The organism is Clostridium sp. 1001271st1 H5, from assembly GCF_005845215.1.
Classification (GTDB): domain Bacteria; phylum Bacillota; class Clostridia; order Lachnospirales; family Lachnospiraceae; genus Enterocloster.
Map to the genome: position 1 here is coordinate 1 of NZ_SPHO01000023.1, position 14,734 is coordinate 14,734.

Consider the following 14,734-nt stretch of genomic DNA (forward strand, 5'->3'; position numbering starts at 1 on the left):
GCTTCCAGTCTACACCATGGGTTCTTTCTTTACAAGTTAGCCTCTGAACAGTAACCTTTTGCATGGCGCTTTTATCAGGCTGCAGGGATTTTAGGAGGATATTGCTGCATCTGTATTGCATCGCCAGGTAATATCTGGTATAATGAAAAACAGTTGAATGTGAACGCGATAACATTAAAGGGGACATTTGTCCCCCATATAAGTATGAAGGAGGTATTTCAGATGAATATTCTTAGCACTGACAAGGCGCCGGGCGCCATTGGACCTTATTCCCAGGGATACGAGGTAAATGGGGTAATTTATACGTCAGGACAGATTCCTGTGAATCCGGCGGACGGAACCGTTGCAGAGGGAATCGCTGCTCAGGCCGAGCAGAGCTGCAAGAACGTGGGGGCAATCCTGGAAGCAGCCGGCAGCGGTTTTGACAAGGTGTTCAAAACCACTTGTTTCCTGGCTGATATGAATGATTTTGGAACGTTTAATGAGGTGTATGCAAAGTATTTTATGTCCAAGCCAGCCAGAAGCTGCGTGGCAGTCAAGACACTTCCAAAGGGTGTGCTCTGCGAGATTGAGGCAATTGCTGTAAAATAAGTGATGAGGAAAGCCGGGAGGTTCCGGGTTTCTGTAATATCTTAAATGAATTGTGTAAGGCCGCCGGATGTTTTCCGGCGGCCTTAATGCTGTCAGTTATCTGATTTTTTATCTGTTATGCAATGGCACGGAAGTTGGTACTGTCACCCAGGCGGACGACGGTAAGGGATGCATCCTCAAAGGAGAATCCTGCGTCGCTGGCCACAACCTCCAGGGTTCCTGCGCCGGTTACCGGGAACGGTGCATTGAAGGAAAGGGTTACCTCCTCATTGGAAGCAGTGAAGGTGTGGCGTGCAATTGCTCCGGTTATGGGAGTTCCGTTCAGCGTAAGCTGGACTGTAAGCGTGGAGGGTATGGTGGTTCCTGCATCAATCAGGGCTGTGCCGGTAAAGAACGCCTGATAGATACCGGGCTGGGTAATCTGCACGTCGGGAGAACCGGCCGTATGGGTAATGGAAGTGCCGGATACCAGTGGGGTTTCAGTGAAAATCAGGGCGCCGTTAGCCGAAGTGGGCTGTGTGGTGGTGTCCACGGTTGCCAGAACTTCCGGTGCTCCTCCTCCTCCGGGTTCCCCGCGGGGAATGACGAAATTAAAGACTGCGTCTTCTGCGGTACCGGAATTGGTTACGGATGCTTCTGTGCCAGGGTCGCCTGTAGTAACGGTTCCTATTGTGATGGTTGCAGCGGCGCCGGTAGGCCCTGTTTCACCGGTTGGTCCGGTAGGCCCTTCTGTTCCGGTGGCCCCGGTTGCGCCTGTTTCACCGTCAGCGCCTGTGGCGCCGGCAGGTCCCTCCGGCCCCGTGGCCCCAGCAGCCCCGTCCGCGCCTGTCGGTCCGGCAGGGCCTTCTATTCCTGTGGCTCCGGTAGGTCCGGTGTTTCCGGTAGGCCCGGTGGCTCCGGTTGGTCCGGTTGGCCCAGTCGGGCCAGTGGCCCCTGTGGCGCCGGTAGTGCCTTGGGAGCCTGCGGGGCCGGTTGCCCCACGGGGTATGGTAAAATCAAGCACATGATTGGGTCCGCCGGTTACATCTGTGACGCTGGCAGCAGTACCGGGTTCACCTGTGGTGGTATTGCGGATGGTTATGGTTGGGGATTCTCCGGTGGCTCCGGTTGCGCCAGTGGCCCCGGTAGCTCCTGTGGCGCCAGTAGCTCCAGTTGCGCCAGTGGCCCCTGCCGGTCCAATGGGTCCGGTTGCCCCGGTAGTGCCGGTGGGTCCCTGTGGTCCGGCAGCGCCCGTAGCGCCGGTTGCCCCGTTCGTCCCTGCAGTTCCTGTGGCCCCAGTGGCGCCGACAGGTCCTTGCGGCCCGGTTGGTCCGGTGGGCCCGGTGGGTCCAGTGATTCCCTGGGAGCCGGAGGCGCCTGCAGGTCCGGTAGCTCCAGTTGCGCCGGTAGCGCCGGTAGCTCCGCGCGGAAGATAGAAATCCAGAATATGGTCGGGGGAACCGGTTATGTCTACAACTACGGCCGGAGAACCGGGTTCGCTTGTAGTGGTGTTGCGGATGGTGATGGTTTCAGAGGCGCCGGTGGGGCCGGTGGGTCCCTGCGGTCCGGTGGGCCCGGGTATGCCCTGGGCTCCCTGTGGTCCGGTAGGTCCGGCAGTGCCGGTTGCCCCGGTTATGCCCGGAATTCCTTGCGGTCCAGTGGGTCCTATGGGCCCGGTGGGGCCTACATAACCCTGAGGTCCCATGGCTCCGGTGGGCCCGGTAGGGCCAGGTACTCCGGGGCAGCCTCTGGGCCCCATTGGTCCCTGAGGTCCTTGAGGCCCCATAGGTCCTGTGGGCCCGGTCTGCGGGCAGCAGCTGGGGGGCTGGCATGGGCTGCATGGGCCGCACCAGCATCTGTCCCTGTGTCCGCCGCAGTTATCCGGGCGGAAGCCTGTTTGGGGTGGTGCACAGCTGGATTGCTGCGGATTTATATTATCTGGATAATCATAATACATAATGGTCTCTCCTTATGATTTTGATGGATATACAGGTCCGGCATTATGCCAGCCGGATGACGACAAGTGAGGCTCCTGTGCCGGCCTGAAGGACAGCAGTGCCCAGCAGACCAAAGAGCTGAAGCTCCAGTGTATCTCCTGCGGTAAGGGTGTTGATTCGTGTTGCTGAGAATTGGCCGGTAGCAACTGCCGGAGCATCGATGGTACCTGCCATGGGTGCATTATTCAAAAGAACACGCGAGGACATGAGCAGGGCGGCTGTTGTCTTAATGGTATAGGTGATAAGGTAAGTGCCGGTTACCGGCACCGTAAATATGGTATTGGCAGCATTTACAGTGAAACGGTTGAGTATCTGGTCATTTGGGAGCGGGACCGCTGTTCCGCCTACAATAACAGCGATGGCGGCTGCAGCTGTATTCTGGGCGTTCATGTTGTCAGCAGTGACAGCGAGCCCTGTGGCCCCTGTGGCACCAGTGACGCCGGTAGCTCCGGTAGCGCCTGTGGCTCCGGTAGCCCCAGTTGCCCCTGTAGGCCCGGTGGCTCCGGTAGGGCCCTGAATTCCGGCAGTTCCGGCAGCCCCGGTAGCTCCGGTAGCCCCAGTTGCTCCGGTAGCCCCGGTGGCTCCTGTTGTTCCGGCAGGCCCCTGAATGCCGGCAGCACCCGTGGCTCCGGCAGGTCCCATTGGTCCGGTAGGCCCGGTTACGCCGGCGGGTCCCTGAACGCCTGCAGCGCCCGCAGCTCCGGTAGGTCCAGAAGGTCCCATGGGCCCGGTCATGCCGGTAGGCCCGGTTACGCCGGCCAGTCCCTGAGGTCCTGTGGCTCCAGTGCTGCCCTGAGGTCCTGTGGCTCCAGTGCTGCCCTGAGGTCCCTGGGGCCCCTGACTGCCCTGAATGCCCTGCGGTCCGGCAGGTCCTGTGGCTCCCTGAGGCCCTTGAGGTCCCTGGCTTCCGGCAGCACCTGTATTTCCAGCTGTTCCCTGAGGTCCCGGAATTCCCTGAGGCCCCCGGGGGCCTTGGGCGCCTGTATCACCGGTAAAACCTCTGGGTCCCATTGGCCCTGTGGGCCCTGTGGGGCCTACATAGCCCTGAGGTCCCATTGCTCCGGTCGGTCCGGCAGGTCCCTGTGCTCCTGGGCAGCCTCTGGGTCCCATTGGTCCCTGTGCTCCGGTTGGTCCGGCAGGTCCCTGGGGACCTCTGGGTCCGGGACAGCCGCCTGGGAAGCAACTGCCCGGGAAGCCCCCGCCGGGATTGCCGCAGCCAGGATTACAGCTGCCGGGATTGCCGCCCGGAAAGCCCCCTCCTGGATTGCCGCAGCCGGAAGTATTTACGCCGGAAAAGCCGTTGTTTCCCGGCCAGCCATTGTCGTCTGCTGCTATATTACTGTCCGGGCAGCCGTCGTCAACCGGAAACACATCGTCTTCCGGGCATCTTCCCTGACCCGGGAAACCATTGCCCCCGGGGCAGCCTCCATTACCCGGAAAACCGTTGTTTCTGGGGCACCCACATGGTCTGCGTTGTTCCATATTATCATTTCGATTCATTCCGTTTGGAAAATTAAAATACATAATAACCTCTCCTTATTTTATTGTGCGGAAGGCTGCCCCTCCGCCGGCTGTTTCAGTATGTGCTCAAAGTAGGTCTGGTTCTGCCTGACAGAAGGGTGCTCAGGCTTAAGCTTTTGTGATTTCAGGTGATAATGCCATGCCCTGCGGTGGTCTCCCAGGCGGTCGTAGCACACGCACAGCTGGATGGCGGGCAGGAAACCATAACAGTCTTTTTGTATAAAGGCGCCTGTCTGTTCCGGCGGCTGCGACGACAATGCCTGCGTATACCAATAAGCAGCCTCCTTGTATTTTCCTTCCGTCATTTTCATCCGTCCCAGTTCACAGCAGGCTTCACCCCGGGGCCTGTCATACAGGAAGCTTTTAAAAAGTGCCTCCATGGCTTCTTCCGCATTTTCAAGCTGCTCCTCACACAGTGCCAGATGGAGGCAGGCATCTATTTTGTTTTCCGTCCAGCCCTCCGGTTCCAGGAGAAATGCCCTGAAAGCTCGTACCGCATCTTCATAGCGCCTATGATAATACAGCTCCCTGGCATAATAGAACTGGTGCCTGGGTTCCAGAAGTTCCCCTTCCTTCAGCATGGTTTCGTATATCCGCAGGTTGCGGTCCTTATCTCCGGCGCCTTCCTTCCGGTGCTGAATCTCGATATCAGTGTAGAGGATGCTGCCGGAAGGGGACACTGCCTCATGGACCCGGCCCTGCCACTGGAAGCCCTTGCGGTTCTTTAAGAGGCGTTCCCTGTAATAGGAAAAGGAGGTCCTTCCGTTTGCGTCAAAACCAGTGAGATATTTCATCATCACCACATCCACAGAGGGGTCCAGGGTTTCCTTCAGTTTCTTTAAACGGGCAGCGTGTTCCGGTTCCATCACATCGTCAGCATCCATCCACATCCAGTAGTCCATCACCGCCTTACGGCAGGCAGCGTTTCTGGCAGCGGCAAAATCATCCTTCCATGGGAAATCGTAGACTTCATCCGTGTAACGGGCAGCGATTTCTTTTGTCCGGTCCGTGGAGCCGGTATCCATGATTACTATCTGGTCGGCCACCTCGGACATGGTCTTAAGGAGCCGTTCCAGCACGGCCTCCTCATTCTTTACTATCATACAAAGACTAATGGTTATCAAAAGCAATCCCCCTGTATCTGTTTCTTTATAGGCCGGATGTCCATTCACATCCCCGGCATACTATACTATATGAAAATGGAACAAGTTTGGTGTGCAGGAGGATGGCAGAAGACTGTGATATGTGCTATAATAGGGAAACAGACAAAAGCGGGAAGGAGGAGGTTCAAATGAGAAAAAGAGGGGCATGTGCCGTGCTGGCAGGGGCAGCTCTGATTATGACCTGCGCACTGTCCTTTACAGCCTTTGCAAAGGAGGAAAGGACCCCGGTGGGGAAAATCAAGCTGAATTTCACATCAGATATCCAGGCAGGAGAAATCGGAGGCAGCGTGGACGTGACACTGGAGGATGGGGAGTGTTCCATTGAGAGCGTGGATATTATTAACGAGGGCGATAACTGGGTAGGCGGGGATAAGCCTAAGGTTGAGATATGGCTTTCCGCTGACAGTGATTACTACTTTAAGAAATCAGGAAAGAGCGCATTTTCATTTTCCGGCGATACGGTCAAGTATGTATCCAGCTCCACCAAGAGCGACAAGGAAGAAATGGTTCTGGTGGTAAGGCTGGATAAGCTGGATGAGGATGATGAGGACCTGGATGTAAGCGGCCTGTTGTGGGATGAAGACAATGGGGTGGCTCACTGGGACCATATGAGCCTGGCGAAGAATTACAAGGTCCGTCTGTGCCGCAGAGGCGGCAATTCCTATGAGGACGGCATTGGCGCCACCTATACGGTAAAGGAAAACAGCTATGATTTTTCCGGCAAGTTTCCAAAGGCAGGCACTTACTATTTTAAGGTAAGGGCCATGGATTCCAGGAATAATGCCGGAGACTGGCAGGAATCGCCTTATATCGAGATAACAGAAGAAGATTTGGCCAGGGTGAACGGCCAGTGGCTCAGGGATGACCGGGGCTGGTGGTACCAGAAAGGTGACGGCACCTACACGGCAAACGGATGGCAGTACATTAATTATAAGTGGTATTTTTTTGACCAGGACGGATATATGAAGACCGGCTGGATATCCTGGGGTGATAAGCTCTATTACTGTGACCCGTCGGGAGCCATGCTGGTATCCGCTGTTACGCCTGATGGATTTACCGTGGGTGCGGACGGGGCCAGGACGAATTAAAAGTGCAAAGACTTTCCATACATAAAATGTTAAAAAATGGCTATCCTTATATCAATGATAAGATTGATATGAGGAGGTCATTTTTTTATGGTAAACGAATTGGAGATAGAGGCTGTAACCGGCAGGGAGATACTGGATTCCAGGGGGAATCCCACGGTGGAAGTGGAAGTGTGCCTGACAGGAGGAGCTGCAGGCAGGGCTGCTGTCCCCTCCGGGGCTTCCACCGGTAAATTTGAGGCAGTGGAGCTTCGGGACGGCGGGGACCGGTACAACGGACTGGGAGTACGGAAAGCCGTGGAACATGTGAATACAGTGCTCAGCGAGGCAGTGCTCTTTGAAAGCGCTCTGGACCAGCGGCGCATAGACCGTCTGCTTCTGGATGCGGACGGTACGGAGAACAAGGGAAAGATGGGGGCCAATGCCATACTGGGCGTGTCCATGGCAGTGGCCAGGGCCGCAGCCAATGAGCTTAGGATGCCTCTCTACAGGTATCTGGGCGGAATCCATGCATCCACTCTTCCCATTCCCATGATGAATATTCTCAACGGAGGAAAACACGCTGACAACACAGTGGATTTGCAGGAATTCATGATTATGCCCTACGGGGCCTGCTGCTTTGCGGAGCGTCTGAGGATGTGCGCAGAGGTCTATCACACATTAAAGAAGCTTCTGAAGGAAGAAGGGTACAGCACCGGAGTAGGAGATGAAGGAGGCTTTGCGCCGGACCTTAAGGACTCCGAGGCGGTCCTTGAATTTCTGGTAAGGGCCATGGAAAAGAGCGGGCTGAAGCCGGGCACGGACATGAAGATTGCCATTGACGCTGCGTCCAGCGAGCTCTACGACGAAGCCAGCGGCATGTACCTGTTTCCGGGGGAAAGCCGTATGGCGGGAAAGGAAATCCGCCGCAGCGCACAGGAGATGGTGGATTACTACAGACGCCTTGTGGATGCGTTTCCCATTTGCTCCATTGAGGACGGACTCCAGGAGGAGGACTGGGTGGGCTGGAAAATGCTTACCAGGGAGCTGGGTGACCGCATCCAGCTGGTAGGGGATGACCTGTTTGTCACCAATACAAAGCGGCTGTCAAAGGGCATTGAGCTGGGAGCAGGAAATGCCATCCTGGTGAAGGTAAATCAGATAGGTACGCTGACAGAGAGCTTTGAGGCCATTGAGATGGCTAAGAGGGCTGGTTTCGGCACCATCATATCCCACCGCTCCGGCGAGACAGAGGATTCCATCATTGCGGATATTGCAGTTGCAGTCAATGCAGGGCAGATTAAGACCGGCGCTCCCTGCCGTTCTGACCGCGTGGCCAAATACAACCAGCTGCTGCGCATTGAGGAAAACCTGGAAGGCTGATTGCACCTGAGGAAAAGCGGGGAGGCTGGTACGGACAAAAATTCCCGCTGGTGAAAGGCAGAGGGGAGGGAATGTATCCGGGCGCTGTTTTGCCCGGAAAATCCCCTCCCTGTCCCATTTAATTCTTGACAACCGGAAAAAGCAGGGTATGATGTAAGAAGATGCATTGATTGCATCAAAAGGGGAAAAATAAGGAGAGAGACATGAGAGAATTACTGTTTATGGAACCTGTTTTTAAGGAAGCCATCTGGGGCGGCACCCGTCTTAAGGACGTGTTCGGTTATGATATCCCCAGCAGCAGCACAGGCGAGTGCTGGGCCATAAGCGCCCATAAGAACGGGGATTGCCGTATTGCCGGCGGGACATGGAAAGGACAGAGCTTAAGCTCCCTGTGGGAGAGCCACCCTGAGTGGTTTGGGGCTGCGGCAGGCTGTCATAAGGAATTTCCGCTGCTGGTTAAAATCATTGACGCCAAAAGCGATTTAAGCATACAGGTCCATCCGGACAATGCCTATGCTGCGGAGCATGAAAACGGCTCCCTGGGTAAGACTGAATGCTGGTATATCCTGGACTGCGACCCGGATGCAACCATTGTGATTGGACACCATGCAGGAAACAGGAATGAAGTTAAGCAGATGATTGAGGAGAAGCGCTGGAAGGATTTTATACGGGAAATACCTGTCAGGAAGGGCGACTTTTTCCAGATTAATCCCGGATGCGTCCACGCCATAAAGGGCGGCACCCTGGTGCTGGAGACGCAGCAGAGCAGCGATATTACATACCGCGTCTATGACTACGACAGGCTGTCCGGCGGAAAACCCAGGCAGCTCCATGTAAAGGAAAGCATTGATGTGATAGAAGCGCCTTTTAAGGAGGACCCGGACGCCAAACCGGCAGTTGTGAAGGAAACGGACAGCGGTAAAAAAGTACATCTTGTAACCTGTGCTTACTATACTGCAGATAAGATAGACATAACAGGCCGCTGGACGGAGAATTACGGGGACAGCTTTGCAAATGTGAGTATCCTGGACGGAGAGGGAAGCGTCAACGGTATCCCGGTTTCAAAGGGGCAGCATTTTATTGTCCCCGCGGGATTTGGGGATGTGATTTTCGAGGGAACCCTTTCCCTCATTTGTTCCCAGGCAGTCTGAACCCGGTTGGCGCAATGGGCTGCGCGGCGTCTTACCTATAAAAATATGGGAAAACAGGTTGTGTTTTAGGACAAAGTATGATAAAATACCTTTGTTTGACTATAAGAAAATGGAGAGGTGCAGGCGGATGTCAGTAATACACGTTATTTTGTCAATCATATATGTAATTCTTGGTGTTGCAATATCAGTGGTTATCCTGATGCAGGAAGGTAAGTCCAACGGACTGGGGAGCGCAATTGGCGGTATCTCCACAGACAGTTACTGGAGTAAGAACAGAGGCCGTTCCATGGAAGGTGCGCTGGAGCACTTTACCAGGTATGGAGCCATTGCATTCATGCTCATTACCATTGCCCTGAACGTGCTTCTTAAGGTCCTGGGGTAATTAAGATAACAGAAGGATAAGTGACAAAAACACCCTTGTATTCATATAAGGGTGTTTTATTTCATTCAGGCGGATTTTGGCCTGTTTCAGGACAGGCCGGATATTTTTAAGAAAGAGGTCATATGGAAAAAGAAATATTGGAACAGCGGGGAAAGATGCTGGAGGAAGTGATGAGTGACAAGTCCTATGTGCCAATGAAGGCAAAGGAGCTGGCCATGCTTCTGGGGATTCCCAAATCACAGAGAGATGAACTGACCCAGGTACTGGATTATCTGGTGTCAGAGGGAAGAATCGGAATTTCCAAGAAGGGGAAATATGGAAAACCGGAGGTGTTTTCCATTAACGGCATATTTTCCGGACATCCCAAGGGCTTTGGCTTTGTGGCTGTGGAAGGCATGGAGCAGGATGTGTTCATCCCTGAGGACAGGACAGGCGCGGCCCTTCACGGGGACAAAGTCCAGATTGTGGTGGAATCCCAGGGACCGGGAAACGGACGCAGGGCTGAAGGCTCTGTGCTTAAAGTGCTGGAGCATGCCAACAAAGAGGTGGTTGGGTATTACCAGAAGAGCAAGGGCTTTGGATTTGTGATTCCGGATAACCAGAAGATTTCCAAGGATATTTTCATTCCCCAGGGCTGCGATATGGGAGCTGTCACCGGACATAAGGTGGTGGCCCGGATTAAAGATTTCGGGGATGCATCTCATAAGCCTGAGGGCGTTGTGACCGAGATTCTGGGCCATGTCAATGACCCGGGAACAGACATCCTTTCCATTGTCAGGGCCTATGGACTGCCGGAGGAGTTTCCGCCGGAGGTCATGGACGAGGTGGAGGGCTGCCCGGATGAAGTGGCGGTGCCTGGCCCTTCCGGGGACGAGAAGACCTGGGACGGACCTTACGGCATTGGGGATTTGACTTCACCCCAAGACTGGACCGGCGATTTGGCGGGCCGTCTGGATTTAAGGGGACTGCGCACAGTCACCATAGACGGAGAGGACGCCAAAGACCTGGACGATGCAGTGACCCTGTGCAGAGGCAGACAGGGCGGGTATATCCTGGGAGTCCACATTGCGGATGTAAGCCATTATGTAAAGGAAGGCCGCCCGCTGGACAAGGAGGCGTTAAAAAGGGGTACCAGCGTCTATCTGGTGGACCGGGTGATTCCCATGCTTCCCCATAAGCTGTCCAATGGAATCTGTTCCCTCAATGCAGGAACGGACCGCCTGGCTTTAAGCTGCATCATGGAACTGGATGAACAGGGGAATGTGCTGGACCACAAAATTGCGGAAACCGTGATTCACGTGGACCGGCGGATGACTTATACGGCAGTGAATGCCGTTGTCACGGATGAGGACGAGGCGGTCATGGCTGAATATGAGGGATTTGTGCCCATGTTCAGGCTGATGAAGGAGGTATCCGATATCCTCAGGGAAAAGAGGAGAAAAAGGGGGGCCATTGATTTTGATTTCCCGGAGAGCAAAATTCTTCTGGATGCCCAGGGAAAGCCGCTGGAAATCAAGCCCTATGAGCGCAACGCCGCCACAAAAATCATCGAGGATTTCATGCTGGCAGCCAATGAGACAGTGGCAGAGGATTATTTCTGGCAGTCTCTTCCATTCCTCTACCGGACCCATGATAATCCGGACCCGGAGAAAATGAAGCAGCTGGGGACCTTTATCCATAATTTTGGATATTTCATCCGGCTTCAGCAGGGGGAGATTCATCCCAAGGAACTGCAGAAGCTTCTGGACAAGATAGAGGGCACGCCTGAGGAGGTGCTTCTCTCCAGGCTGACCCTGCGTTCCATGAAACAGGCAAAGTATACCACCCTGTGCTCCGGCCATTTTGGCCTGGCTGCCAGGTACTATACACATTTTACTTCGCCTATCCGAAGATATCCGGACCTACAGATTCACCGCATTATTAAGGAAAGCCTGAAGGGCGGGCTGGGGGATAAGCGGGCCAGCCATTATGAGGCCATTCTGCCGGGCGTTGCCATGCAGACGTCAGCTCTGGAGCGCCGGGCGGAGGAAGCGGAGCGGGAGACGGACAAGCTTAAGAAATGCGAGTATATGTCCGGGTTTATCGGTCAGGAGTTTGACGGCGTTATATCAGGCGTCACCAACTGGGGCCTGTATGTGGAGCTGCCCAACACGGTGGAAGGGCTGGTGCGCATAAGCGAGCTGCGGGATGATTATTATATATTTGATGAACAGCATTACGAACTGGTGGGAGAGATGACCAGGAAAACATTTAAGCTGGGCCAGCCCATACGGGTCCAGGTGGCGTCCACGGACCGTCTGCTCCGGACAGTGGACTTTATCCTGTCCAGGGACTGGGATATAAGCCCGGGCAAGGGTGCTTCCGTGTAAGGCTGTAAGTCATACAGGCAATCATGACTAGAAAGAAAGGGAAATACCATGGGGAAGGAAAGTATTAAACTGGTTGCGAACAATAAGAAGGCATACCATGATTATTTCATTGACGAGAAATACGAGGCTGGAATCGAGCTCTTTGGCACAGAGGTAAAATCCATCCGGATGGGGAAATGCAGCGTAAAGGAAGCCTTTGTGAAGATTGACAGAGGCGAGGTGTATGTGTGCGGTATGCACATCAGCCCTTATGAGAAGGGAAACATATTCAATAAGGACCCGCTGCGCGTCAGAAGGCTGCTGCTGCATAAATACGAAATCATGAAGCTGAACGGTAAGATTGCGGAAAAGGGCTATACCCTGGTTCCTCTCCAGGTGTACTTCAAGGGCAGCCTGGTAAAGGTGGAGGTGGGCCTGGCCCGCGGTAAGAAGCTCTATGACAAACGGGCAGACATTGCCAAGAAGGACCAGAGAAGGGAACTGGAGAAGGAATTCAAGGTGAAAAACCTATATTAAGGATTGGAATGAGAAGGTGCTATGAGAAGCTGCGGCGAGGGATGTTTCGAGGGAAAGGCATATACGGATTTCATAAAGGAGGCTGAGGGACTTAAGTCCACTTTGCGCACAGCCTGGACAGCAGAGGGGCGGCAGGAGAGCACAGCAGAGCATTCCTGGCGTCTGGCTCTGTTTGCCGGGGTGCTGTGCAGGGAATTCCCGGAACTGGACCGGGAAAAGGTGCTGATGATGTGCCTTGTCCATGACCTGGGGGAACGGTACAGCGGAGATATATCAGCTGTACTGAGGCCGGATGCAGAAGATAAGCTGAACCAGGAACGGGCCGATGTACAGCGCATATGCAGGTTCCTGCCGGAAGGAGGAGCCGGGGACGAGGTGGCCGGGCTGTGGGAGGAATACAGCCGGGGCATTACCCCGGAAGCCAGGTTTGTAAAGGCCCTTGATAAAGCGGAAACCATCATCCAGCACAGCCAGGGAAGAAATCCGGCCGGATTTGATTATGGATTCAATCTGAACTACGGAACGGAATACTTTGACCGGGACCAGCGTCTGGAAACCCTGCGCGGACTGGTTGATGCGGAAACACGGAAACGGATGGAAACAGAGGGAAAACAAAACAACGGTTGTGCGAAGGACAGATAGCAAAACACAACAAAAAAACAAGCAGTTCATTCTGCTTGTTTTTTCATGACCTGACCGGGAATCGAACCCGGGTTTACGCCGTGAGAGGGCGTCGTCTTAGCCGCTTGACCATCAGGCCTTGTCTGCATATCTCAGCGACAGCTTGTTTATCATACCATATAGTTTTTAGTTTGTCCAGTACTTTTTTGAAAAAAATTAAACTATTTCTGAATATTCGTGGATTGTGGAAAAACAAAAAGCAAGCAGTAAAAATCTGCTTGCTTTCATGACCTGACCGGGAATCGAACCCGGGTTTACGCCGTGAGAGGGCGTCGTCTTAGCCGCTTGACCATCAGGCCTTATCTGTGCATCTCAGCGACAGCTTGTTTATAATATCATATAGTTCTTAGTTTGTCCAGTATTTTTTGAAAAAAATTATACCGGGCAAACATATGCCGGAAAATAAAAATCAGCAAAGTAAAATGACCAGTCGGGGAACTGGTCATTTTAGGAGAAGGTATTTCGTTTCTTATGGGGTGTAACAAAAACTATATAATGTATTGGGGGGGTTTACGTTAATTATAATAGCATATGCCATGAAAAAAGTGTGCACAAAGTTTGAAGAATGGAAAAAAGTATTTTATGCATTCTTACAAGGCTCTTGTGAAAATGAAATAAAAAGGCTCTTTACAGGCTGCCGGACATAGCACTATGAACACAGCACGATAACCCGGTTGGGAGCTGTCTGTGGCGGTATGCTCTTAGTGGCAGCCGCATAATATACCAGCAGGAAATGATTTGCCGGGAAACAGAAATAGGGCTGACCGTTTAGGGTTGACAATACAGTGGACTGATACAGGTTCAGCTTCAGCGATTGGTCGGATGCAGTGAGGGTTTCATCAAACCAGGAAAGGTTTACATCCTCCTCCGGCCTGACAACGGCAATTAATTCAGCCTGGTATTGCGGCGGATAGATAAGGGGAACAGGCAGGGTGCTGTCATAAAATGCAGCCACACGCATGCCCGGCATCAGCCGCATGGTGTCCACCACAAAGGTTTCATTGGATAAAATCATATTGACGGGCTGGCCTTCCACACCCAGTGTTATGACCTGGGTACAGCAGTCCCCTTCCTGAGTAGAGATGTTGGTAATGACTCCGACTATGGGAGTCAGATTTTCATAGTTCATAAAAAATATCCTTTTTTAATTATCATATGCCGGGAACGTAAAAAGAATCCAGAAAGTTGAATAAAAAGGAGGAGGCCGGAAGGACTTCATCCCTCCGGCCGAGTATTATGAAAAAAAGTTTTATTAGCATTAGCTCTTTACATAAATTAGTATATCCATAAAATGTGAGGAAAATTTTATGATTCTGTAACGGAATTATGAACATTATGTGAGAAGTTTGTGAATGACCGGACAGGGGAAGGACAGCGTTATATGTAATTATATGGAATCATATGGAATCCGAAGCTGCTATGTTATTGTTAATTTTCCGCCATTGTATTGTAATAAGGCTAAATTGTGATAGACTGGATTTAGACAATACATAGAAGGAGGTATAATATGAAATTTTATATTTGCAATCACTGCGGCAACATAATTGCCTATGTGAAGAGCAGCGGCGTACCGGTTGTCTGTTGTGGGGAAAAGATGCAGGAGCTGGTTCCAAACACCACAGACGCGGCAGTTGAAAAGCATGTGCCTGTCATCCGCACAGATGGGGCCAAGGTGACTGTCACAGTCGGGTCAGCCGAGCATCCTATGATTCCGGAACACTACATCCAGTGGATTGCTCTGGCTACCAGGCAGGGGAACCAGAGAAAAGAACTGCAGCCAGGACAGAAGCCCCAGGCAGAGTTCATGCTCTGTGAGGGAGATGCGGTTGAGGCTGTATACGCATATTGCAACCTGCATGGTTTATGGAAGGCAGAGCCGTAATCTGCCCGGCATGATATCCGGGTGAGGTGTATCCGGCTTTATAAGATGCAGCAGG

At 53.0% G+C, this 14,734-nt stretch carries 14 protein-coding genes and 2 tRNA genes; 10 read left to right on the top strand and 6 right to left on the bottom strand.

The window, feature by feature from the left end; translation table 11 throughout:
- The first annotated feature begins 222 nt into the window (after positions 1–222).
- A complete protein-coding gene (locus tag FGS84_RS25220) occupies positions 223–591 on the top strand; it encodes a RidA family protein (protein WP_138311012.1) in 369 nt (122 codons plus the stop codon).
- 115 nt (positions 592–706) lie between these two features.
- Here the strand turns inward: FGS84_RS25220 and FGS84_RS25225 are convergent, their stop codons facing one another.
- The gene (locus tag FGS84_RS25225; protein ID WP_243277727.1) at positions 707–2,275 is read right to left on the bottom strand and encodes a collagen-like protein; all 1,569 of its coding nucleotides are present in this window, start codon (positions 2,273–2,275) and stop codon (positions 707–709) included.
- A 125-nt stretch (positions 2,276–2,400) separates the two neighbouring features.
- Here FGS84_RS25225 and FGS84_RS31865 point away from each other — a divergent pair, with 125 nt between their 5' ends.
- A complete protein-coding gene (locus FGS84_RS31865) occupies positions 2,401–2,529 on the top strand; it encodes a hypothetical protein (RefSeq protein WP_279232856.1) in 129 nt (42 codons plus the stop codon).
- 41 nt (positions 2,530–2,570) lie between these two features.
- On the opposite strand, the gene FGS84_RS25230 is transcribed toward FGS84_RS31865, so the two are convergent.
- Together FGS84_RS25230 and FGS84_RS25235 are read right to left on the bottom strand one after the other, a co-directional pair.
- A complete protein-coding gene (locus FGS84_RS25230) occupies positions 2,571–4,067 on the bottom strand; it encodes a collagen-like protein (RefSeq protein WP_279232857.1) in 1,497 nt (498 codons plus the stop codon).
- A gap of 41 nt (positions 4,068–4,108) precedes the next feature.
- On the bottom strand, positions 4,109–5,191 hold the full coding sequence (locus FGS84_RS25235; RefSeq protein ID WP_347563886.1) for a glycosyltransferase: 1,083 nt from the start codon (positions 5,189–5,191) through the stop codon (positions 4,109–4,111).
- Between the two features lie 188 nt (positions 5,192–5,379).
- On the opposite strand from FGS84_RS25235, the gene FGS84_RS25240 reads away from it, so the two are divergent.
- The 7 genes from FGS84_RS25240 to FGS84_RS25270 all read left to right on the top strand — a co-directional run bounded on the left by FGS84_RS25240 (position 5,380) and on the right by FGS84_RS25270 (position 12,758).
- A complete protein-coding gene (locus tag FGS84_RS25240; RefSeq protein ID WP_138311016.1) occupies positions 5,380–6,339 on the top strand; it encodes a hypothetical protein in 960 nt (319 codons plus the stop codon).
- Between the two features lie 87 nt (positions 6,340–6,426).
- Complete coding sequence (gene eno, locus FGS84_RS25245; protein ID WP_138311017.1) at positions 6,427–7,698, top strand: phosphopyruvate hydratase; 1,272 nt, start codon at positions 6,427–6,429, stop codon at positions 7,696–7,698.
- A 203-nt stretch (positions 7,699–7,901) separates the two neighbouring features.
- The gene (locus FGS84_RS25250) at positions 7,902–8,849 is read left to right on the top strand and encodes a type I phosphomannose isomerase catalytic subunit (RefSeq protein ID WP_138311018.1); all 948 of its coding nucleotides are present in this window, start codon (positions 7,902–7,904) and stop codon (positions 8,847–8,849) included.
- 148 nt (positions 8,850–8,997) lie between these two features.
- Complete coding sequence (secG, locus tag FGS84_RS25255) at positions 8,998–9,231, top strand: preprotein translocase subunit SecG (protein ID WP_347563887.1); 234 nt, start codon at positions 8,998–9,000, stop codon at positions 9,229–9,231.
- Between the two features lie 122 nt (positions 9,232–9,353).
- Positions 9,354–11,600: a ribonuclease R gene (gene rnr, locus FGS84_RS25260; RefSeq protein WP_347563888.1), complete on the top strand. Its 2,247-nt coding sequence runs from the start codon at positions 9,354–9,356 to the stop codon at positions 11,598–11,600.
- A 48-nt stretch (positions 11,601–11,648) separates the two neighbouring features.
- The gene (gene smpB / locus FGS84_RS25265) at positions 11,649–12,116 is read left to right on the top strand and encodes an SsrA-binding protein SmpB (protein ID WP_002569629.1); all 468 of its coding nucleotides are present in this window, start codon (positions 11,649–11,651) and stop codon (positions 12,114–12,116) included.
- 21 nt (positions 12,117–12,137) lie between these two features.
- Positions 12,138–12,758, top strand: a complete 621-nt coding sequence (locus FGS84_RS25270) for an HD domain-containing protein (RefSeq protein WP_138311020.1) — start codon at positions 12,138–12,140, stop codon at positions 12,756–12,758.
- A 46-nt stretch (positions 12,759–12,804) separates the two neighbouring features.
- On the opposite strand, the gene FGS84_RS25275 is transcribed toward FGS84_RS25270, so the two are convergent.
- From FGS84_RS25275 to FGS84_RS25285, 3 genes are all read right to left on the bottom strand, one after another.
- Positions 12,805–12,876, bottom strand: a tRNA-Glu gene (locus tag FGS84_RS25275).
- Positions 12,877–13,024: 148 nt separating this feature from the next.
- Positions 13,025–13,096: transfer RNA gene (locus FGS84_RS25280), tRNA-Glu, on the bottom strand.
- Positions 13,097–13,446: 350 nt separating this feature from the next.
- On the bottom strand, positions 13,447–13,926 hold the full coding sequence (locus FGS84_RS25285) for a hypothetical protein (RefSeq protein WP_138311021.1): 480 nt from the start codon (positions 13,924–13,926) through the stop codon (positions 13,447–13,449).
- A gap of 378 nt (positions 13,927–14,304) precedes the next feature.
- On the opposite strand from FGS84_RS25285, the gene FGS84_RS25290 reads away from it, so the two are divergent.
- Positions 14,305–14,679, top strand: a complete 375-nt coding sequence (locus tag FGS84_RS25290; protein WP_138311022.1) for a desulfoferrodoxin family protein — start codon at positions 14,305–14,307, stop codon at positions 14,677–14,679.
- The last annotated feature ends 55 nt before the right edge of the window (positions 14,680–14,734 follow it).